The organism is Acidovorax sp. A1169, from assembly GCF_030704685.1.
Taxonomy (GTDB): domain Bacteria; phylum Pseudomonadota; class Gammaproteobacteria; order Burkholderiales; family Burkholderiaceae_C; genus Acidovorax.
Map to the genome: position 1 here is coordinate 1 of NZ_JAUZDX010000026.1, position 20,410 is coordinate 20,410.

Here is a 20,410-nt window from a genome sequence, read left to right on the forward strand (position 1 = left end):
CAGCAAAAGAACAGAAGCAACCACAGACACCAAGCCGCAGCAGCACCACAAAGCACAATACCAACAATCCAGCCAGCCGCCCCAAGCACGCCCCACCTCCATGACCACAACCACCCCAACCCCCGTCCGCCTCACCCAGTTCTCCCACGGCGGCGGCTGCGGCTGCAAGATCGCCCCCGGCGTCCTCTCCGAAATCCTGAAAACCAGCGGTGGAGGACTCGCCGCCCTGCTCCCCAAAGAACTGCTGGTAGGCATCGAAACCGCCGACGACGCCGCCGTCTACCAGCTCAACGACGAGCAGGCCCTCATTGCCACCACCGACTTCTTCATGCCCATCGTCGACGACCCGTTCGACTTCGGGCGCATCGCCGCCACCAATGCCATCAGCGATGTGTATGCCATGGGCGGGCGCCCCATCATGGCGCTGGCCATCGTGGCCATGCCGGTCAACCAGCTGCCGGTGGAGGTCATCGGCCGCGTGCTCGCAGGCGGCCAGGCCGTGTGCCGCGCGGCGGGCATACCGATTGCCGGCGGGCACACCATCGACTCGGTCGAGCCCATCTACGGCCTGGTCGTGATGGGCCTGGTGCACCCCTCGCGCGTGCGCCGCAACCGCGATGCGCGCGCCGGCGACGTGCTGGTGCTGGGCAAGCCGCTGGGCGTGGGCGTGCTCTCCGCCGCGCTGAAGAAAGGCCTGCTCGACGACGCCGGCTACGCCCGCCTGGTGGAGACCACCACGCGCCTGAACACCCCCGGCATCGCGCTGGCCGAGCTCGACGGCGTGCACGCCCTCACCGACGTCACCGGCTTCGGCATCGCCGGGCACACACTGGAGATGGCGCGCGGCGCCGGCCTGCGCGCCGTGCTCGACTGGCACCGCCTGCCGCTGCTGGGCGGCGTGGCCGAATGGGCCGCACAGGGCATCGTCACCGGCGCATCGCGCCGCAACTGGGAGGGCTATGGCGCCGAGGTCACGCTGGCCGACGGCCTGCCTGCCACCGCCCAGGCCCTGCTCACCGACCCGCAAACCAGCGGCGGCCTGCTGGTCAGCTGCGCGCCACAGGCGGTCGATGCCGTGCTGCGCACCTTCCGCGAGCAGGGCTTTGCCGATGCCGCCGTGGTGGGGCACATGCAGCAGGGCGACGCAACAGGCGGCCCCGCCGGCCTCACGGTGGCGCCATGAAAGAGCCCGCGCGCGTGCACGACCGGCACGCCTTCGACACCCTGATCGACGCGCGCAGCCCGGCCGAGTACGCCATCGACCACATCCCCGGCTCCATCAACCTGCCCGTGCTCGACAACGAAGAGCGGCGCATCGTCGGCACCCTGTACAAGCAGGTCGGCGCCTTCGAGGCGCGGCGCGTGGGCGGCGCCATGGTGGCCGCCAACCTGGCGCGCCACCTGCAGGGCCCGCTGGCCGACCGCCCCCCGGGCTGGAAGCCCCTGGTCTACTGCTGGCGCGGCGGCCTGCGCAGCGGCTCCATGACCACCTGGCTGCGCATGGTCGGCTGGGACGCCCAGCAACTGGCCGGCGGCTACAAGGCCTGGCGCCGCCACGTCATCGACACCATCGAGCAGCGCGCCCCCGCCCTGCCCCTGGTGGTGCTGTGCGGCGCCACCGGCACCGCCAAGACCCGGCTGCTGCACGCCCTGGCCGCCCAGGGCCAGCAGGTGCTGGACCTGGAGGCCCTGGCCCGGCACAAGGGCTCGCTGCTCGGCGCCCTGCCCGACGTGGCCCAGCCCTCGCAAACCGCCTTCGAGACCGCCATCGCCAGCGTGCTCGAACACCTGGACCCGGCCCGCCCCCTGTACATCGAAGGCGAAGGCCGCCGCATCGGCCGCCTCACCGTGCCCCTCACCCTGGTCGAGCGCATGCGCGCCAGCCCCTGCATCGAGCTGCGCGCCAGCACCGCCGCGCGCGTGGAATACCTGCTGCGCGACTACGCCTACCTGGGCGACCGCCCCCAGTGGCTGGCCGACCAGTTGGCGCCCTTGAAACCCCTGCACGGCAACGAGACCATCGCCGCCTGGCAGGCCATGGCCCTCGCGCGCCAGCTGCCCCAGCTGTTCGAAGCCCTGGCCACCCGGCACTACGACCCGTCATACGCGCGCTCGCACCGCTCGTACTTCCGCGCGTGGGAGCAGCGGCAGGTGGTGGACGCGGCGGACCTGTCGCCGCCGGGTATCGAGGCGCTGGCGTACAGGATTACTGGCTTGCGCAACGAAGAAGGCCACGGCGAAGAAGAACAGGCAGGGCAAGCACCGCAAGGGGCTCAGGGAGCGCCAGCGTCCCCCTGAACTACGCCGCCGAGCGCAGCCCCGCCAGCCGCGTGAGCGCCTGCTCCTGCCACCGAAACTCGTCACCAAAGGCGGACCGGTCCATCACCGCCGCGCCGCCATAGGCATACACCGAGGCATAGGCCGCGTAGCTGGCAGCATCCAGCGCACGCCCGGCCAGCGCATGTGCCACCGCATTCGTCGCAGACACCGCCGCATGCGCCGCGCCGTCGATCGACTTCGATCCCGGGTGGCTTCTCGCAACCCGCTCCACCTCGCCGCGGGCCGCCTCCAGGCCGGCAAAGTCCAGCGCGCCCGCCACATAAGCCCCCAGGCGGTCCAGCGCCGCCACCGCGCGCGCATCCTCCAGCAAATGCCGCACCCGCTCCACGCAGGCCAAGCCGAAGGCATAGCGCAGTTGCGCATGGGATTCATGCGCCAGGTCCAGGGACCGGGCCAGTGCGGTGAGCTCTTCGTTCATGGCGGTCGTTCCGTTTTTCCACGCGAGGCGGCCAAGGCGCCATCATCCACGGTGCCAACCGAATCGCCAAGCAGGCGCCCCAACTACCTCGCCGCGCTGGGCCCCGGCAGAGCGTTCGCGCCACTCGCGTCGGCAGCGCGCAGCGCGACCCGACCCCAGGCGCAGCTGCGAAGCAGCAGCCGGGTGGTACTCCCTCCCCACCCCTTCTGGCTGCGCCGAGAAGCGCAGGAGCTGGGGTGGGCGTGTGTGCCGAAGGACACACACGCTTCGTTGTCTAGCTTGCCGATGCTGTCTGAGCGGAGTTCACCCGCAGGGGGAACGCAGCGTGTTCATCGGCACCACCCCAGAACCGAGCATCGCAGGCTGCCCCCGTTCGCCCGCCAGGGTGAATGGGGGACGCAGACTGGGGGTCGCCTTCTCTTTGGTGACTTTCTCTTGGCGACGCAAGAGAAAGTCACTGCGCCGCCGGGCGCACACCCCGGCCTCCGCCCTCCACACCAAAGCACGCAGCGACCACAGACGGCAAGCCCAGGCAAGACGCTGCCCTGCCCCACTGGCCGCAGGCCCACTTCATAACTACAGACGCCTTCTCCGACCGCCCATCAGCATCAACAGCACACCTCCGTAAAGCCACCCCATCGAAACCATGGGAAAAAAATACAGGTCTGCCTCCGTATTCAAGCCAGCGCAGCCCCCAGGGTGGATGAAGCATCGCCAAACCACGGAAACGATCACCATCGATGCGTAACCCGCCACACCTCCAGCAATGCAATCCAGCATCAGCGACCTTTTCCAGCAAACCTTTCGATAGGCCAACCACGCAGCCGCAAGCACGAGGAAATAGACCGCAAGAAGTACCAGGTAGGGCTGCTGATTGGCGATCAACGCGATCCACAGCGCATACACCAACGTCATTACCAGCGCTGCGGCCAACCGGACCATCGATTCAACGCGCATAACCACCTGCTCCTGGCAACGGCTGCACAGGCCATGTCAAGCCAAGGTCCACCAGGACGGTGCCGAGGATGCAATCACAATCATGGCTGCACAGGGCCATCGATCCTGGACACCCATTCCTCATACTCCCGCCTGGTCTTCTGCAGTAGTGAGAAATCACAGGGGTCCGCGTTCAACGCCGATCTGAAGTGATTCTCGGCACCCCTGATGTGCTTCTTGGAGATCAAGAAGGCTATCCACGACTCATCAACATCGATGCGCCGACCCTTGTGCAATAAAGAGTGCAGTTGATCAATGACGTGAAATTTCGCGTTCACTTCAACGGCGTCACCAAGCATCCCTGGCCGCTCATTAAAAATGTGGTTGAAACTTGCGACCAGCGCTTTGATTTCCTGGATCGTTTCCTGATCAGTCATCGTTCATAAACTCCCGCTCAAATTGATCCTGACTATGGGTAGCTGCTTTGACGCCGCTATGCAGCAGGCTTGGACTTCTATATAACGAAGAAGGTCGTGCAAGCAAAAGAACCTTGGCATATCCCAGCGCACGCTAAACCGACCCCATCTACCCCGCCCTCTCCGCCTTCGCCGTAGCCACCAACCACTCTTTCAACGCCAGCGCCGCAGGCCGCAGCACCACATCCCGCCGCTGCACCAGGTAATACCCCTTGCCCACCGGCAACCGCAGCGCCGGAAACGGCTCCACCAACCACCCCTCCCGCAACTCCACCTCGGTCAGGATGGCACTGCTCAGCACCACCCCCTGCCCGTGCCGCGCAGTCTCCAGCGCCATCATGCTCTGGTCGAAATGCTGGCCCGCAATGGCGTCGATGCGCGCCTCGGCCAGGCCGCTGAAGCTCTGCAGCCAGGGCTTCCAGTACGGCAGCAAGGTCGTGTGCAGCAGCGTGGCGCGCACCAGGTCGTCGGGCGCCTTCAGGCGCAGCTTGCGCAGGTAGGCGGGCGCGCAGTACAGGCGGGCCTCGTCGGGGTACAGCAGCGTGCTGCGCAGCGCCCGGTCCCTGCCGTCGAAATAGCGGATGGCCAGGTCCACCGGCTCGCGCTCGAAGTCGCTGAGCACCGTGGTCGCGCCCAGGTGCAGCGACACATCGGGCCGGTGCTGCAAAAACGCCGCCATGCGCGGCGCGAACCACTTGGCCGCCAGGGTGGGCGGCATCGACAGCCAGACCGCATTGCGCTGCAACTGCGCCTGCTGCACCTGCTGGGCGCGCAGCTCCTCGCTGGCCTGCCCGATGCGTGCCAGCGCAGGACCCACCGTGCCCCAGTAAGCCAGCGCCTGCGCCGTGGGCTGCACCTGCCGCACCGAGCGCACGAACAGCGGCGTGCCCAGCCAGTCCTCCAGGTTCTTGATCTGCTGGCCCACGGCGCCGGGCGTCACGTGCAGCTCTTGCGCGGCCAGGCTGAAGCTGGCGTGCTTCATCGCGGCATTGAAGGCGAGCAGTGCCTTGATGGGAACAGGGGTGGTGGTCATGGATGGTGCAGATTTTCTGCGCTATGGCGCAAATCTAATCGATTGCCGGCCAGGGTGTCCACCACCACAATCTGCACTGCAAGCCTGCGCCATTGGCAAGTGCACCATGCAGCGCCCCCCATGTGCATGCGCAAAGCGCCTCGCCACCGACAACACAACAGCCAGAGTTCTTCACCCGTGCCAGAACACAGCAGCAGCAACACCAGCCCCAACCCCTGGCTTATCGTCGGCGTGGCCGGAGCCATCCTCATGGTCACCATGGGTTCGCGCCAGTCGCTCGGCCTGTTCCTCTCGCCGCTCAACACCCACACCGGCCTGGGCGTGGCCAGCATCAGCTTTGCCATGGCCATCGCGCAACTGGTGTGGGGGGCGGTGCAGCCCGTCTTCGGAGCGGTGGCCGACCGCTGGGGCCCGGGCCGCGTCATCGTGCTCGGGGCCGTGCTGCTGGCGGCAGGGTCGGCGCTGACGACCCAGGTGACCAGCCAGTTCGGGCTGATCTTCGCCATCGGCCTGCTCAGCGCGGCGGGTGCCGGGGCGGGCAGCTTTTCCATCCTGATCGGCGCCACCGCGCAGCGCATTCCAGCAGAGCGCCGGTCGTTTGCCGGCGGCGTGATCAACGCGGGCGGCAGCGCGGGGCAGTTCATCTTTGCGCCGCTCAACCAGGCGGTGATGTCGGCCTTCGGCTGGATGAGCGCCATGTGGATGATGGCCGTGCTGGCACTCACCACCGCGCCCATGGCCTGGTGGCTGCGCGGCAGCAACCACAACAACAAGGCCTCTGCAACAGGCGCCGATGGCCAGCAGACGATAACCCTGCGCCAGCAGTTGCGCATCGCATTGCGCGACCGCAGCTACTGGTGCCTGCACGCGGGCTTTTTCACCTGCGGCTTCCACATCGCCTTCCTGGTCACCCACATGCCCGGCGAAGTGGCCCTGTGCGGGCTCAGCACCAACGTAGCCGCCACCTCGTTGGCCATCATCGGCCTGGCCAACGTGGCGGGCAGCCTGGCAGCCGGCGCCCTGGGCTCGCGCGTGCGCATGAAGATGATCCTGTTCTGGATGTACGCCTCGCGCGCCGTGGCCATCCTCCTCTACCTGGCCGCACCCAAGGACGCATGGACCTTCTACGCCTTCGCCGCTGTGCTCGGCGCCACCTGGCTGGCCACCGTGCCGCCCACCGCCGGCATCACCGCCAAGCTCTTCGGCACCCGCTACCTGGCCACCCTGTTCGGCCTGACCCTGCTGAGCCACCAGATCGGCGGCTTCTTCGGCGCCTGGCTGGGCGGGCTCACCGTGGTGAACACGGGCGCCTACACGTGGATGTGGTGGGCCGATGCGGCGCTGGCACTGGCCGCGGCGCTGGTGAACCTGCCGATCAAGGAGGCTCGGGTGGTGCGGTTGGCGGCAGCTTGAACAACCGGGTGCAAGGACACCAGAGCTCGTATCACCGAAGAGGCTGCTGAGCCAGCCTCGTCTTCATTCTTTCTTGCGCAGAAATGCTCTCAGTTCCAGAAAAAACCGTACCACGAACCAGTAGCAGACTGCCGTCAACAAGGTAGCAACCGCCCATGCAACATAGTCGTTGATGCCGCTGAAAAGTCCTATGAACACCGGGATCATCCCGGGACAAAGGACGAGCAACACGCTGGCACCCGAAGAGTGGGCAATGGCCATCCCGTTCGCCTCGACCATCCAAACCATTGCGGCAGCCAAGGCCAGGAGGAACACTGCGCTCGTCGGCAGGAGTTTCCTCACCATCTCGCGCTCACAAGCCAAGACGCACACAGGATGCAGGTCGCGCCCAATCCAAACTTCAGCATGTCGGCCCGTACTGAAGAAATGAACGGAAAAATCTATGCACGACCAAAAGCGTACCAGAGGCAACCAGGAGGCCCAAGGCAATCACTCGACGAATATTCCCCATCTCTCATCCACAGCTTTTTCGAAAAACCAACCTCGGAAGAAGGGCGTGACCGCTCATATCAATCAAGACACGTCCAACTGCCTTGCCACCACATTCACCACGAGGCTGCCAGCGTACGCAATAGCCAGGCATGGGAATATCAAGAAACTCAAGATGGGGCTCATGGACTTATCGACCAGAAAAAAACACCCTTCGCCAAGGTTGATGACGACGAAACCAAGAAGCACATCCAGGCCCCAAGCAGCCATCCCCATCAAGACAAAAACCCCCAGGATCGCAGCTCCTTCCCCCGCATTTTTTGGCAGACTTTCTTTTTTGAAGAGAAGAGCGCATACAGCGATCATTACACTGAAGTAGACCCAGATTTCAGCTGACAAGGCGCAATTTACTTCAGCGAGCAAAAGCAACACGCCTCTCGTCATTGCAGCGCAGAGCAGGACATTTGCTGATACTTCGATGGGTTTGTTCACGGCGAGACGTTATCGACAATTCCAGCAGTCGGCAACTCAGATGTTGCACGACCCGGATCGACCCGGCCCTACACCCCCAACTTCTGGAGCAACCCCACCGCCCGGTACGGCACCTCCTTCACCCCCTCCAGCAAGAACACCGTGGAGCGTGAATGCTGCGTGCGCAGCGGGATCAGCGGCGCGTAAGCATCCGAGTCGTACCAGGCGCGCGCCTGCTCCATGGAGGGGAAGGCGATCACCACGCAGTCGCCGCCGAACTTGCCCTCCTTCAACTCCGGGCGCGTGCCGTGCACGAGAAACTCCCCGCCAAACGGCGCCAGCGTGGCGTCGATGCGCTGCAGGTAGGTGACGATGTCGGGGCCGAACTGCAGGTCTTCGAGCAGGCCGATGGCGTAGGCGGTCATGATGGATGTCCTTGGAAGAAAAAGGTGGTGGATGAACCCTTGGGCGGGGCACTGCGCCCGGGCCGTCAGGTGCCACTGTAGAAACGACCGTGTTGCGCGTCGATTACGTCCGAGGTCATGTTTTGCACGACAGCGCGCCTGCGCCGCCGGCTTTCACGCCATCCCGCGTTACAGTCAAGCAGTCGAGGGGGCACCACTGCCCCACCCCGCAAGACCATCCAGGAGCCATGACGATGACTGCCGCCCCGCCAGAGCCAACAGCACAGACCACCCCCACCACCCACCACCAGGCCGCCAGCGCCTGCCTGGAAGCCTGGCTCGCAGCCCTGGCGGCGGACATCCAGCACGAGAGCAACCGCCCCAACCCCGACACCGCCAAGATGGAGCGCCTGGTCGCCGACCGCAGCAAGCTGTTCCAGGAGCGCACTGCGCTGGAGGCCAACGACAAGAGCGCCATTGCCCGCATCGTCGCGGACTACGCCGCCGCGCTGCAGTCCCGCAAGCTCAAGGTCTGACCGGCAGCCCCTTGCCACAGAATTGAACGGGGCGGATACACCCACCCAGGGCCGCCCCAATGCTCGCCCGCCCTCCCATCGCCCCGCTGCGCCCCTTTGTGCGCCTGCTGTGGGCGGGCTTCACACGGCTGGCATCTGCCCGCCCCGCGCGCGAGCATGTGCTGCCCACCGGCCACATGCACCTGGCCCTGCGCTGGGCCGGGCCCCCGCTGCACCTGCTGGGCGGTGCGCAGCACAGCGAGGTCGAATCCCCCGGCCATGCCGTAGTGGGCGGGGCCCGGGCCGGCTACTACGCCAAGCAGGCCGGCACGCACGGCTGGTCGGTGGGGGCGCAGTTCGAACCCGGCGCGGCCGGCGTCCTGCTGCGCACCAGTGCCGCCGATTTGGCAGAGCGCCACACCGCGCTGGCCGACGTGTGCGGCCCGGGCGCGGTCGCTGAATTGATGGAGCGCCTGCAGGCACAGGGCAACCCCGCAGCCTGCCTGCAGGTGCTGGAACGCTGGCTGCTGGCGCGCATGGCCGCCCAGGTGCGCGGCCTGCACCCCGCCGTGGCGGCAGCCCTGGCCAGCCTGCACGGCGGCGCACCGGTCCACGAGACCGTGCGCGCCAGCGGATTCAGTCACCGCCACCTGGTCGCCCGTTTCCGCGAGGCCACCGGGTTGGCGCCCAAGCAGCATGCGCGCGTGCTGCGGCTGCAAATGGCGCTCGCTGCACTCGGCACGCCGGGCCTGGGCGCCGCCGATGTCGCGGCCGACGCGGGCTTTGCCGACCAGGCGGATTTCACGCGCGAGTTCCGCGACCTCACCGGCGTGACGCCTACCGACTGGCTGCGCGCCGCACCGACACAGCGCAACCATGTGCGCGTGGGCTGATGCGTATTTCGGTCGCTGCTGGACAGTGGGGGCGGGTTGACTTGGACAGCGGGAACGGCGGGAATTGGACACAGAGATCGGCGCTCGTGTGCATTCCCAGGTCGCTGACGATGAGCATCTGTTCGGCTCGTCTCGGAGCCTGTCGGACTTGGAGCGTCGAAAGCGAAAATCAGCCTCAGCGAGGACAGTTTTTGCCGGATTTGCAGCCCCATAGCCAGCTATGGGGCAAAAAGGCGGTGGAAAATGGACCGCTGCGGCCGATTTGCAGCCGACGATTTCCAAGTCCGACAGGCTCCTGGTCGCCTTCTTGGGTGATACAGGGCACTGGCGCGACCAACTAGACTTCCGCTATCGGCCCGAGCGGACACTCGTCACCTCATCCCAGCAATTAATTTTTGCATCACCATGAAAACACCAAATCAAGACAAAGATCGCCTCTGGCAGGGGTTTCAGGAGAAATCTGGATTGGCGACGCCAAGCCGTGGTTTTGTGGCAGTCATAGTGGTGATTGCCGCAATTCTTATCGCCCCGGTTGTAGCGGCTATCTTTCAGTAATCCGGCTCCTATCGGCCAGAAGCTGCCGTTGGCGGTTTGAGAAAGCGGTCGCTCAATGTTTGCGTTCACCGGCGGCAGCAGGCCCGGAGTTCGCATAACGAGTCAAGCGCCTTACGATTCGCTCCAAAATGATCTGTCACGAGCAAGGGCTGCAAACAACCAAACAACGCTCCCGGTGTCGGCGAAAAGTATCAGCAAGCTGGTGGCAGCTACCGACAGCTTTCCCCATGCGACTAAAACTGCAATCGCTGCAAGGATTGAACCGACCAGGGGAATCCCAGAAGCATGCTTGTAGCCTTTCATTGATTTGCCATGGAGCTTGGCGTGCAGCGCAGGTCGTAAAAACGAAAGGTGAAGATTGATTGCCATTGCCATCGATGCCAGGGCAATCAGGATCCAAGCTGTTGCAGACTCTCGAGTGTCACTAGGGGCAATCAAAGCAGAGCACGCCGACCCAATAGAAAGCGCCAACGGTGATGCTATCAATGCAGCAACGGCTAAATTTTTGACGACAAGCATGACATGCATAGAGCTAGTTTTTCGACCAATTACAGTTGAATTACCAATATAGCCTGCGCAATGAGCGGGCCCGTAAGTGAAGGGCCGGACTCAACGACTGGCAGCTTTGCCGCCGCTATGCGATGGACTGTTCAAGGCCCGTGGCGCCGCTGCTACGATGGCTGCCATCGGCCAGAAGCAGTCGGTCGCCGCTTGCGAAAGCGGACTCTCAACGTTTGACATGAGGGGCGTTCAAGGGCGCTAGCCCTTGGACGTCACCCTCGGTGGAAGGGCGATGCGGCATTTTGCCCGTGGTATAGAGGAAACGGTGCCGATAGCCTTCAAAGTCCTCAACTTCGATGAAGCTTGGCGTCAAGGTAAATGCGCCAGTGAAGATGTCGTAACCGCCCGACTGCCAAAGGATAGAACCAGCTTCAGTGAAACGGGTGATTTCAAGCTCACCATGCGATAGCAGCGATTTGGTTTCAGCGTGGAAATGAATGCCAAAGCATGTGGCACTGTCTACGCGCAATGACCAAAAGATCTCGCAAGGGCTCAGCTTTATGCAGGTCACTGTGTCGCAGACCGCCAAATAGAGGCGGTCATTCAGCCAAAGCGCAGAGTGGGGATTGATGCCCGTGGCTCCGCCAGTGGCGCCGATGACAACCAGCGGTTCGTCATTCAGCAATACCCCGTGTACTGAAACAGGATTTGATTCGGAGCTGAGATTGCTGGCGAAGTGATAGGAGCGAACGTTGTCGGCGGAGCCAAACGTGTAGGCCGGTTCGTCAACTATCTGAACTTCTCCGAGATGTGTCGTGATCTTCATGCCGCCTAACGTAATGTATCCCGCACAACCTGCGGTTGCAGCTTGGGCTTGCGGTGAGTGCGCTGTTCAAAAGCACAGGAATAAAATTTCCGCTAAGCCCGGCAAGCATCAACTCAGCAAACTATAGCTTGCCAGTAGGCAGGCACCGGACAATGAGAGCACGCAGTTTGGACTGCAAGCCAGCGGGTAGCGAATCAACGGCAGCTTTGGGGTACTTTTGCTCACCGGCGGCTCAGGGCCCGTGGCTGCCGCTGATACGATGGCTGCCATCGGCCAACAGCGGTCATAGGTCTGATCGAAACAGCCGACCTAGCTAGGCCATTAGTGGTCGTCCTCCTCACGAGGCACTCGCACCAACTGCACTCCTGCGGAGGAAAGTCTAGGGGTCATTTCTGCTATGCGATACGCCTGCAAGGTGCCAACTAGTAGACCGCTATCTGATGAGAGTCGCGCTGCAAGCTCGCTCAAAGGAAGCCGCCGCGCCTCGATGAAGATGTCTCGCAAGCACTTTAGTGCTGCCGCTGTTACCGGGGCGGCTACCTTCGCCGCCATGACTGGCATGGGCTCCGACCTGGGCATTTCCGACCAGCTATAGCTGACAGTGCCCTCTTGCATCCAATCACAGCTTGTGCAGCGATTTTCAAACAACCCTCCAGCATCGCTAAAGGCAGTCGCTTCGTTGCACCGTGGGCAGCTGGTTCTCATACGGTCAGGATATCCGATGAAGTGCAGGGGCGCGAATGACGGCAGTAGATCAAGGCTAACTTCCGCTTTGGGCCCGTGGCTGCCGCTGCTACGATGGCTGCCATCGGCCAGAAGCGGCCATTCCCCTTCTGTCTGACCTCATGTACCGTGACTTTTTTCAAACTAATGGCCGCCATGTCTATTCGCCCGATCCTCGCTGCTTTCCTTTTGCTCGTACCGTTGATCTCGCCTGCTTCGGAAGGGATGATCTACGGCTCCTTGTATGAGTGCAATGCGGAGGAAATAAATCGCGATATGGTCGAAATATGCTCTGGCCAGTTTCCTGACCTGTCACTCCAAGCGAACGACGCCATCTCCGTTTGGCGCGACCGCAATCTGGCGAAAGCAAATGCCGCCAAAGCCAGATGCTCTCGCGATCTGAGCGAAAAATCGAAGAACGCATCTTGGGATGATCTCCAGGCTCTTCGCACTTTGATAGCCAATACAAAGACAGAGATGCTTTCTGGTTTTCGAGCCAAAATGCGCAAGGAAGGGGTGGCGTCCTGCCTTGACGCTTTAAAGCAGCTCAAAACCCCCGGAGGGGCACTCGATATCCACTGACGATGGGTGATCAAAACGAGTCGCGCTATGGCCAAGGGCAACGTCCGGTATGGGCCGAGGCTGTGTGAAAACGCGCGTGGGGCCCTCGGTTTGACGATCCGCTCAGAAATGGACCGCTCAGACCGCCCTACAACGCACGATCTCGATACGAGCAATGGTTGCAGTACCCCTGCAAGAGTCGTTTATCGACGTTTTCACACAGCCTCGGCCCAAAGCTGCCGGTCACCTCTTCCGGAAAGCGGTCGCTCAACGTTTGGGTAGAGCGGACGGCGATGCAGGCCATGAAAGAGTGGTACCAAGAGCACCCGGATCTGTTCCACAAGCGGCCATATGATCGGCCGGGATGCGACAGTCGATTTGTCATGCTCCATGATGTGCTCCTATCGAAGGTGCGACGGCGCCGTCCCGTGTTGACGGACGTCGCCACGATAGGGTGCTATGAATCTCGAAAGAGCAAAATCGGCCAGGTACTGCCGGTGGCGAACGACGGCGCCCCCGCCTTTCAGCGGTCCGCAGGGCGAGCCCGACGACCGTTCCGACCAGCAGCTGGTCCCGGAAATCGGCGGATGGCGCCTCATACGGATTTGCCTTCAACTGTATAACGTCGTTGGTTCGCCTTGCCGTACTACAGCACTGTCTGCGGCTCCCGCCTAGTTATACGATCGAATGCAAATCCGTATCAGAGGCTGGGAATTTTTTGGCCGTGTCCGAAGTGCGCGTCACAACGCCTCGGATCTAGTGTCCTATCCCGCAAATAAATGCCAATAAATCCGCGTCTTTCACGCCAAGGCAGCGTTGCAAATCCTCGCGATAGCTACGGCTATCGCTGCGGTTTGCGCCTTGCCCTGGCGCGAAATCCATCGGTTTTATTTTTGGCATCTATTTGCGGGACAGAACACTAGGCGCAAAGCACAGCCATACCTCGGGCTATGGCGAGCATTTTCTTTCGACGATCCGGGGTGTTTTGGCGTGCAAGGTGGGCGTGGACGAAAGATTCTCAGCCTCTCAGTCCTTGAGACTCACGCCCAAGGCATCTAGCTTCTTTGCGTATGCGTCCCGGCGTTTTGCCGCCTTCGCAGCTGCGTCAACGGCTGCCTGGATGGCCTTCGGCCCCTTTTTCGCAGCAGCTTTGATCAATCCGGACTTGTGAGCAGCATCTGCCTGCGCCCGCTTGAAAGTGGCAATGATTTCGAAATCGGCAACAGATTGACTCACAGGTGTGCCCTTAAAGCTTGATGTCAGTGCGAAGCAACGCTGTTCTCAATTCGCGGGTGGCTGGTTTTGAAACATCGATGCCTTGAACCGCCAGGTCGAACGGTGAGCCAGGTTTGATACTGGTTGGGAGTATTTTTTTTATGGGATTCGTACTGGGGTGCTTGCCCCCAGCAGCACACATGCGAACGGAAAACCCGAATTCGTCGAGTACCCCTTTTGCGTATAACTCCGCCAAATGCTGAAACGACACGAATGTTGAGCACTTCACTTCTTTATCCCCAAGCTTACGGACGCTACGGACGATCTCAAATTTGCCAAGAGAATCCCGTTGAGTATTCGTAAAGGGATGCATAAAAACCGTCTCACGAGGTCCTCCATTTTTAGACGCCAGCGTGTGCTCGACGGCGATATCAGTTAACAGCACGTTTTTTTCCTCGTGATTCAATAAGCCACAGCTATAAGGGCCAAATTATCCTCCATCACGCCCCAAAGTCCCGCTCGTGATTTTCAAACTTGGCTTCAGCGGGGCGATGCCCCTTGAGATGCGAAGTGTTCGACATTGGCCGTGTTTGCCTTGCGGGACGGGGCTTTGACCGAACGACTGCAAATGGCCGATACCCGAAGTCTAGCCCACGGCCTCAAATGTTCTGCAGCGATGGTTCGGCCGGCCATTTGCGCCTCTGCTCTCGGTGCCGGCTTCTGTGTCCACGGTGCCGAACTGGCTGTACAGAAGTGCCGAAATACGCAGCTAAAAAACCGGTCCAGGGTCAATTTCCTTCAAGACATCCCTGGCCGCCTTGCCTACAGTGGTGCTGAACTTGCAACCCCAGGAGATGCCCAACATGGTCCACGAACTCTTTCCCTACCTGCACGTCACCGATGGCGCAGCGGCGATCCGCTTCTATGAGGAAGCCTTCGGCGCGCGCGAGTTGTTCCGCCTGACCGAGCCCCCGACCAGGGCCTGTTCACACCCATTTCGGGGATCGCGTTGCCCGGCCTGGGGGCTGGATGCAAGGCACCCGTGCGCAGCAAGGTAGGCACCTTGCAAGCGCGGGCAACGCCGCAGACGGCCCCCAGGCCGGGCAACCCGAAGGGAAGGCCCTTGCCGGCGCGCCACTCGTCGTTGCGCTCCTTGCGTGTGCAAGGGCACACGGGGCGTCGCACGCCTAGATTGGCACGCCGGCAAGCGCCTTCGCGACCCCGAAATGGGTGTGAACAGGCCCTTGCTGGGCCATGCGGAGCTGGACTTTGGTGGCACCACGCTGATGCTGAGCGACGAGTACCCCGAGATGGACATCCTCGGTCCCCGGCCGGGCGCCCCCACCTGCGTGTCGCTGCACCTGCACGTGGACGATGCGGATGCGGTGATCGCCCGGGCCGTGGCCCTCGGCGCCACCTTGGAGCGGGCCGCGCAGGACGCCTTCTACGGCGAGCGCTCGGGCGTGGTGCGCGACCCCTTCGGCCACCGCCAGGGCGTGCCATCATTCATTTCACCCCCGCGAAAGCCTGCAGCGCGGCGCAGTGCAAGGCGCCCTGAGTGCCGCATAGCACGGCTACGCAAGCGAAGGGCAACGCCGCAATGCGCCGCGCTGCAGGCTTTCCCTTCGGGCTGGCCCCGGCATGCGGCGCCTGCTTTGTCGCACGGCTTGCCAATAGCCGGCTATTGGCTGCGCCGCGCTTCGCGCATCCATCCGCATGCCGGGGCCAGCGCGGGGGTGAAATGAATGATGGCACGCCCTGGACATCGGCCACCCCATCGAGAAGGTCACGCCCGAGGAAATGCAGCGCCGATACGATGCGCTGATGAACGGCGGCTGATGCCCCGGGGGCATGCTGGGTGCAGCACAGGCATGCGGCGGGGATGTGGGCAGGCACGTGTCTCGAGAGGGCATGAAAAAGCCCCAGGTGGCAATAGCCTCCTGGGGCCCTGGCGGGGCGCCCATGTCACGGCGTCAAAACCATTAACGCGAGCCGCCACTGCCGCCAGGGGCACCCGCAGCGCCAGGACCGGCGCCGCCGGTGCCACCCGCGCTGCCAGTGCCGCCGGCGGTGCCGGTGCCCGAGTTGCCGGTGCCGCTACCGCTCGAGGAGGGCGCCGTGCCGCTCATGCCGGTCGAGTTGCCGGGGCTGCTGGAATTGGTGGTCGAGCCCCCCATGGCGCCGGAATTGGTGCCACTGGCCTGCGGGCTGCTCATCTGCGATGACGAAGACTTGGAGCCGCTGGACTTGAAGGTATCGCAGGCGGTGAGCCCCAACGCGGCCACTGCGATCAGGGGCGCGGCAACCAGGTGGCGCAGGGACGGGAGGGTGCGTGGTGTGGATGGGTTCGACATGGAATTGTCTCCGGTGAATAACGGTCAAATTGCCGTCACTCATACTACGTAGTCGCAAAAATACCCAGCAGTAGGACTGCGTGCCGTTGGCGCGTCCCATTTGCGCCGCCCAGGGTTTTATCTCACGGGATGGTGACCTGCGCCAAGTGGCCGTCAAAGGGCCACTGCCTGTCACGTGGCCGGGCCGAATCCGAACAGCGAGCGCCTGGCGGGCAGAGGTGCAGGGGCGGCATCCGATGAAGCCTGGCGAGCACGCCGCCCGGGCGGCCCGTGCTGGCCAGGGGCTTGCGCGGCGGCGCTGCGCGGGCCAATGTCCAGGTCGTCGATCAATGCCTGCAGTGCCAGCAGCCCGTCGGCCATGGCCTGCCGGAAAGTGGAGGCGGGCGCGGGCGCGCGCTGGATCTCTGCCCAGGCGTTGCCGCTGCCGCGCTCGGTCAGAACCCAGTGAAACCGGCTTGGCGCAGCCTCTTGCACGTGTACTGCGATGGGGCGAAGCGTGGCGGCGGGCATAGGGCTCCAGCATAGGTGACTGCGGCACACGCGGCAGTTGCCCGAATGCCTACCCACTGCGTGAGCGCACGCCTACAGCCCGCACCAGCGCAGCGCGCCAGACTGCTGCCACCCGGGGTTCCCGTTTGGAGTATCCATCATGGCCAAAGCAGCAGCATCCAAGGCAGCAGCCGCAACAGCGTCTTCAGGCGGCAGCCGCACCCTCTGGAAAGGCGCCATCACCTTCGGCCTGGCGCACATTCCCGTGGGCTTGCACACGGCGGCCACGGCCGAGGGAGTAGATTTCGACTGGCTCGACAAGCGCACCATGGACCCCGTGGGCTACAAGCGCGTGAACAAGCGCACGGGCAAGGAGATCGACCGCGACCACATCGTCAAGGGCGTGGCGTATGGCGAAGGCAAGTACGTCATCATCAGCCCCGAGGAGATCGAGGCAGTCTTCCCCAAGACCACGCAGACCATTGCCATCGAGCGCTTCATCGATGCCGCCGAGATGCCATTCATCTTCCTGGAGCGGCCCTACTTCGTCGCCCCGACGGACAAGAGTGACAAGGTCTACGCGCTGCTGCGCGAAACCCTCATCGCCACCAGCAACATCGGGCTGGCGCGCGTTGTCATCGCCACCAAGCAGCACCTGGCGGCGCTGGTGCCCTCGGGCCCGGCCCTGGTGCTCAACCTGCTGCGCTGGGGCGACGAGGTCAAGACGCTCGACTCGCTCAAGCTACCGCCTGCTGGCAAAAAGAGTGTGAGTGCGGCCGAGCTCAAGATGGCCACGCAGCTCGTCCAGGAAATGTCGGGCCCCTGGAACCCCGGCGACTTCAAGGACGAGTTTCGCCGGCAGGTGATGAAGCTGGTGGAGAAAAAAGCCAAGGCAGGCAAGGCCCAGACCGTGCTGAAGCCCGAGGAGGAAGCACCGCAGGCCAGCGGCGATGTGATCGACCTGACCGCCCTGCTCAAGCGCAGCCTGGGCCACAAGGGCCGCGCAGGCGCGAAGTCTGCACCCAAGGCCAAGGCACCCGCCAAAAAGGCCACCGCCAAAGCCGCGCCAGCCAGTAAGACCGGCACGACCACCCCACACCGCAAGGCCGCGTGAAAAGAGAGGACCTGTGACCACGGCAACCTGCGCCATCCCAGCACCGTGATGCCATGCGGGTCGCCACCTGGAACGTCAACAACATCCACAAGCGGCTGCCCCAGCTGGTGGACTGGCTGCAGCGCACCCAGCCCGACGTGGTGGCCCTGCAGGAGCTCAAGTGCACCACCGCCCAGTTCCCCACCGATGCGCTGCAGGCCGCAGGCTACGGCGCGGTGGCAGTGGGCCAGCGCACCTGGAACGGCGTGGCCCTGCTGGCGCGCGGCGCCGAGCCCTTGCCGGTGGCCAACACGCTGCCCGGTGACCCAGCAGACAAAGAGGCCCGCTACGTCGAGGCCGCCATAGAGGGCGTGCTGTTCGCGTGCCTGTACCTGCCCAACGGCAACCCCTGGCCCGGCCCCAAGTTCGACCACAAGATGCGCTGGTTCTCGCGCCTGCAGCAGCGGGCTGCAGAACTCTGGGCCACGGGCCACCCGGTGGTGCTGCTGGGCGACTGGAACGTGGTGCCCACCGACGCCGACATCTATAAGCCCGACACCTGGCGCGACAACGCGCTGCTGCAACCCGAGCCTCGGCAAGCCTTTGCACAGCTGCTGGCCCAGGGCTGGACCGACGCCCTGGCCCAGGCGCACCCCAAGGAGCCTGCGTTGTTTACGTTCTGGGACTACCGGCGTCGGCGCTGGGAGCGCGATGCAGGGCTGCGCATCGACCACATCCTGGTCGGCCAGCAACTGAAGGTGGTGGGCGCCGGTGTGGACCGCCAGGAGCGGGCCCACGAAAGCCCCAGCGACCATGCGCCGGTGTGGGCCGAACTGGCGCAGGCCCGCAAGCGGGCGAGCACAAAGAGGAAAACCGGCGGCTGAACCAGACCGTCAGTCGCGCTGCACGCCCCGCGCCAGCAGGTCCCGGGCTTCCTGCCTGGTGTCGTCGAAGGCGTTCGTACTGTCGATGGCGATGTTCAGGTACTTGCGCACCGTCTCGCTTTCCTTGTCGCTGACCATGTAGAGCTTGGCCAGTTGCAGCGCGGCCTCCCCGTCCCCGGACTCCAGCGCGCGTTCGAAGTAGTGCCTGGCATTCACCAGGTCGCCCACGCAGCGGTAGGTGATGGCGATGTTCAGAAATGCCAGCTCACTGCCCGCCGCAATGGCCTTCTGGTCCCATTCGATGGACTGGTGCAGGTCGATCCGCACGCCCTCGCCCGCGCCATACATCACGGCAACCATGGCCATCGAATCCACGTCGCCCGATTCCGCCCCCGCCAGGAACAGCTTGAAGGCCTTGTTCAGGTGCCCCCGGTCGTAGGCGACCATTGCGTCTTCATAGGGGTTGTGGTCGTCGTTGTCGTTCACGGCGTCAGACATGTGCGTTACCTTCCAGGTCAGAGGTGAATGGCGTTGTTCCGGCACGGGCACTGCCGCCACGGCAATGCTTGCGATGGGTCGCCTGGCCGAGCCGACCCAGGGAATGCCCATCCTGCCTGGGGCGGCAATCCATCATGCCTGACTCCCATGACACCCCCAGCCAGGGAGGGGCACCGGCCACGGCCCGTGCGCTGAAAAAAACGCTCACAGTGAGGTCTGCGCGTGCTTGTTCACTGCACACGACCCCAGATGCTGCCCTGGGCCACGGCAAAAAACACCAGCAGCAGAATGCTCGCCGACCCGCCCAGCAGCACCGCCCCAATGGGCGCGGGCGCGGCGGCAAATGCAGGCAACAGCACCGCCACCAGCAGCAGCGGGTTGGCCAGCACCGTCCAGCGCGGCAGGTGCGTGCGCCCGCGCAGCACCAGCACGGCCAGGATCACCGAGGCGATGGCGCCCGGCACGGCCAGGGCCAGCAGCGACAGCCGCATATAGCCCTGCACCGACGCTGCCAGCGCCTGGCAGGCTGCCGTGGCAGTGCTGTCGGCGCTGCCGCAGGACTGGATGACCAGCTCGAACACCGCCCACACCGAGTGGATGGCGGCCATGCCCACCGCAAACAGCACGAACAACCCCAACATGGCCCGCGCGGCCCGGCCCTTGGGCTCCTGCACGCGCTGGCATACCTGCCAGAAGCCGGCCACCAGCAGGGCGCCCGCCACCGGGCCCAGCAACCCGCCGGCCAAGAGGCGCGCGGGAGGGGCCGAGCGGATGGTTTCGAGCATGCCGGCGCGGAAATCGGTGGCCGACCCGAAGTGGCCCAGCAGCAGCATGTCGCCCGCAAACAGCAGCAGGGCACCGAGGATGCCGATGCAGCCGGTCAGCCGGTGGGTGGAAGAAGAAGCGGAATGTACGGGTGCGAAAGTGGCCATGGAGCGGATTGCCTTTGCAAGAAAACCGGGTGTGCGGGCGCAAACGATGCCCGCGCAGGATAGCGCACGCGGGTGCGCCACCTGGGGGCAAGATGCCCCCGGCGCGCCCCACACCCAATCGGGTGATTGCCATGCATCCTCCCCGCGTCCAAAGGCCCCGGCGGGCGAGGCGTACCCCGCCAGGCATGGGCCTGGGGCCCGCCCCGCGGCTTTGCATGCATGACTCTAAAGATGCTTTTTTCGCACGCCACGCCGCGCAAGCCTTGGCACAATGGCACCAGAAACGAATCCACAACAAACAAGCAAGCGACGGGGTGAGAGGGATGATGGCTGGCAAGGACCGCAGCACAGGCCGTTGCGGCCGCACATGGCTGCTGCATGGCCGGTTCAC

24 protein-coding genes and 1 pseudogene are annotated in these 20,410 nt (G+C 63.9%); 10 read left to right on the forward strand and 15 right to left on the reverse strand.

Annotated elements, in window-relative coordinates; all coding sequences use genetic code 11:
- Positions 1 to 100: 100 nt before the first annotated feature.
- Both selD and mnmH read left to right on the forward strand, forming a co-directional pair.
- Complete coding sequence (selD, locus tag QYL93_RS27980) at positions 101 to 1,183, forward strand: selenide, water dikinase SelD (RefSeq protein WP_305746740.1); 1,083 nt, start codon at positions 101 to 103, stop codon at positions 1,181 to 1,183.
- Complete coding sequence (gene mnmH / locus QYL93_RS27985; protein WP_305746741.1) at positions 1,180 to 2,298, forward strand: tRNA 2-selenouridine(34) synthase MnmH; 1,119 nt, start codon at positions 1,180 to 1,182, stop codon at positions 2,296 to 2,298. The genes selD and mnmH overlap by 4 nt, the downstream gene beginning before the upstream one ends.
- 1 nt (position 2,299) lies before the next feature.
- Here mnmH and QYL93_RS27990 read toward each other — a convergent pair whose 3' ends face one another.
- The 4 genes from QYL93_RS27990 to QYL93_RS28005 all read right to left on the reverse strand — a co-directional run bounded on the left by QYL93_RS27990 (position 2,300) and on the right by QYL93_RS28005 (position 5,203).
- Positions 2,300 to 2,758: a putative immunity protein gene (locus QYL93_RS27990; RefSeq protein WP_305746742.1), complete on the reverse strand. Its 459-nt coding sequence runs from the start codon at positions 2,756 to 2,758 to the stop codon at positions 2,300 to 2,302.
- Between the two features lie 576 nt (positions 2,759 to 3,334).
- Complete coding sequence (locus QYL93_RS27995) at positions 3,335 to 3,715, reverse strand: hypothetical protein (protein WP_305746743.1); 381 nt, start codon at positions 3,713 to 3,715, stop codon at positions 3,335 to 3,337.
- 80 nt (positions 3,716 to 3,795) lie between these two features.
- On the reverse strand, positions 3,796 to 4,131 hold the full coding sequence (locus tag QYL93_RS28000; protein WP_305746744.1) for a hypothetical protein: 336 nt from the start codon (positions 4,129 to 4,131) through the stop codon (positions 3,796 to 3,798).
- A 148-nt stretch (positions 4,132 to 4,279) separates the two neighbouring features.
- Positions 4,280 to 5,203, reverse strand: coding sequence for a LysR substrate-binding domain-containing protein (locus QYL93_RS28005; protein ID WP_305746745.1), 924 nt, complete (start codon positions 5,201 to 5,203; stop codon positions 4,280 to 4,282).
- A 177-nt stretch (positions 5,204 to 5,380) separates the two neighbouring features.
- On the opposite strand from QYL93_RS28005, the gene QYL93_RS28010 reads away from it, so the two are divergent.
- Complete coding sequence (locus tag QYL93_RS28010) at positions 5,381 to 6,616, forward strand: MFS transporter (RefSeq protein ID WP_370877054.1); 1,236 nt, start codon at positions 5,381 to 5,383, stop codon at positions 6,614 to 6,616.
- Positions 6,617 to 6,679: 63 nt separating this feature from the next.
- On the opposite strand, the gene QYL93_RS28015 is transcribed toward QYL93_RS28010, so the two are convergent.
- The 3 genes from QYL93_RS28015 to QYL93_RS28025 form a co-directional block, all read right to left on the reverse strand.
- The gene (locus QYL93_RS28015) at positions 6,680 to 6,931 is read right to left on the reverse strand and encodes a hypothetical protein (RefSeq protein WP_305746746.1); all 252 of its coding nucleotides are present in this window, start codon (positions 6,929 to 6,931) and stop codon (positions 6,680 to 6,682) included.
- A 258-nt stretch (positions 6,932 to 7,189) separates the two neighbouring features.
- Positions 7,190 to 7,597 carry a hypothetical protein gene (locus QYL93_RS28020; protein WP_305746747.1) on the reverse strand — a complete coding sequence of 136 codons (408 nt, stop codon included), beginning with the start codon at positions 7,595 to 7,597 and terminating at the stop codon, positions 7,190 to 7,192.
- A 68-nt stretch (positions 7,598 to 7,665) separates the two neighbouring features.
- Entirely contained in the window at positions 7,666 to 8,001 is a 336-nt protein-coding gene (locus QYL93_RS28025) for a DUF1330 domain-containing protein (RefSeq protein ID WP_305746748.1), read from the reverse strand.
- A 227-nt stretch (positions 8,002 to 8,228) separates the two neighbouring features.
- On the opposite strand from QYL93_RS28025, the gene QYL93_RS28030 reads away from it, so the two are divergent.
- The 3 genes from QYL93_RS28030 (at position 8,229) to QYL93_RS28040 (ending at position 9,943) form a co-directional block, all read left to right on the forward strand.
- The gene (locus tag QYL93_RS28030; RefSeq protein ID WP_305746749.1) at positions 8,229 to 8,516 is read left to right on the forward strand and encodes a hypothetical protein; all 288 of its coding nucleotides are present in this window, start codon (positions 8,229 to 8,231) and stop codon (positions 8,514 to 8,516) included.
- A 59-nt stretch (positions 8,517 to 8,575) separates the two neighbouring features.
- Entirely contained in the window at positions 8,576 to 9,388 is an 813-nt protein-coding gene (locus tag QYL93_RS28035) for an AraC family transcriptional regulator (RefSeq protein ID WP_305746750.1), read from the forward strand.
- A gap of 405 nt (positions 9,389 to 9,793) precedes the next feature.
- Positions 9,794 to 9,943, forward strand: a complete 150-nt coding sequence (locus QYL93_RS28040; RefSeq protein WP_305746751.1) for a hypothetical protein — start codon at positions 9,794 to 9,796, stop codon at positions 9,941 to 9,943.
- A 111-nt stretch (positions 9,944 to 10,054) separates the two neighbouring features.
- On the opposite strand, the gene QYL93_RS28045 is transcribed toward QYL93_RS28040, so the two are convergent.
- Positions 10,055 to 10,462, reverse strand: coding sequence for a hypothetical protein (locus QYL93_RS28045; RefSeq protein ID WP_305746752.1), 408 nt, complete (start codon positions 10,460 to 10,462; stop codon positions 10,055 to 10,057).
- Positions 10,463 to 10,670: 208 nt separating this feature from the next.
- Positions 10,671 to 11,270, reverse strand: coding sequence for a hypothetical protein (locus tag QYL93_RS28050; protein ID WP_305746753.1), 600 nt, complete (start codon positions 11,268 to 11,270; stop codon positions 10,671 to 10,673).
- An 879-nt stretch (positions 11,271 to 12,149) separates the two neighbouring features.
- On the opposite strand from QYL93_RS28050, the gene QYL93_RS28055 reads away from it, so the two are divergent.
- Positions 12,150 to 12,575, forward strand: coding sequence for a hypothetical protein (locus QYL93_RS28055; protein ID WP_305746754.1), 426 nt, complete (start codon positions 12,150 to 12,152; stop codon positions 12,573 to 12,575).
- Between the two features lie 1,005 nt (positions 12,576 to 13,580).
- On the opposite strand, the gene QYL93_RS28060 is transcribed toward QYL93_RS28055, so the two are convergent.
- Together QYL93_RS28060 and QYL93_RS28065 are read right to left on the reverse strand one after the other, a co-directional pair.
- On the reverse strand, positions 13,581 to 13,790 hold the full coding sequence (locus tag QYL93_RS28060; protein WP_110533505.1) for a hypothetical protein: 210 nt from the start codon (positions 13,788 to 13,790) through the stop codon (positions 13,581 to 13,583).
- 10 nt (positions 13,791 to 13,800) lie between these two features.
- Positions 13,801 to 14,214, reverse strand: a complete 414-nt coding sequence (locus QYL93_RS28065; RefSeq protein WP_305746755.1) for a hypothetical protein — start codon at positions 14,212 to 14,214, stop codon at positions 13,801 to 13,803.
- A gap of 781 nt (positions 14,215 to 14,995) precedes the next feature.
- Between QYL93_RS28065 and QYL93_RS28075 the strand changes: the two are divergent.
- Positions 14,996 to 15,259, forward strand: a pseudogene (locus QYL93_RS28075) (VOC family protein); the annotation flags it as partial.
- 492 nt (positions 15,260 to 15,751) lie between these two features.
- Here QYL93_RS28075 and QYL93_RS28080 read toward each other — a convergent pair.
- Both QYL93_RS28080 and QYL93_RS28085 read right to left on the reverse strand, forming a co-directional pair.
- Positions 15,752 to 16,123: a hypothetical protein gene (locus QYL93_RS28080; RefSeq protein ID WP_305746756.1), complete on the reverse strand. Its 372-nt coding sequence runs from the start codon at positions 16,121 to 16,123 to the stop codon at positions 15,752 to 15,754.
- 171 nt (positions 16,124 to 16,294) lie between these two features.
- Positions 16,295 to 16,633, reverse strand: a complete 339-nt coding sequence (locus QYL93_RS28085; RefSeq protein WP_305746757.1) for a hypothetical protein — start codon at positions 16,631 to 16,633, stop codon at positions 16,295 to 16,297.
- Between the two features lie 139 nt (positions 16,634 to 16,772).
- Between QYL93_RS28085 and QYL93_RS28090 the strand changes: the two genes are divergently transcribed.
- On the forward strand, positions 16,773 to 17,726 hold the full coding sequence (locus QYL93_RS28090) for a Ku protein (RefSeq protein ID WP_305746758.1): 954 nt from the start codon (positions 16,773 to 16,775) through the stop codon (positions 17,724 to 17,726).
- Positions 17,727 to 17,779: 53 nt separating this feature from the next.
- Positions 17,780 to 18,589 carry an exodeoxyribonuclease III gene (locus QYL93_RS28095; protein WP_305746759.1) on the forward strand — a complete coding sequence of 270 codons (810 nt, stop codon included), beginning with the start codon at positions 17,780 to 17,782 and terminating at the stop codon, positions 18,587 to 18,589.
- A gap of 9 nt (positions 18,590 to 18,598) precedes the next feature.
- Here QYL93_RS28095 and QYL93_RS28100 read toward each other — a convergent pair whose 3' ends face one another.
- Positions 18,599 to 19,087, reverse strand: a complete 489-nt coding sequence (locus QYL93_RS28100; protein WP_305746760.1) for a tetratricopeptide repeat protein — start codon at positions 19,085 to 19,087, stop codon at positions 18,599 to 18,601.
- 230 nt (positions 19,088 to 19,317) lie between these two features.
- Positions 19,318 to 20,019, reverse strand: coding sequence for a DUF6796 family protein (locus tag QYL93_RS28105; RefSeq protein WP_305746761.1), 702 nt, complete (start codon positions 20,017 to 20,019; stop codon positions 19,318 to 19,320).
- Positions 20,020 to 20,410: the final 391 nt, after the last annotated feature.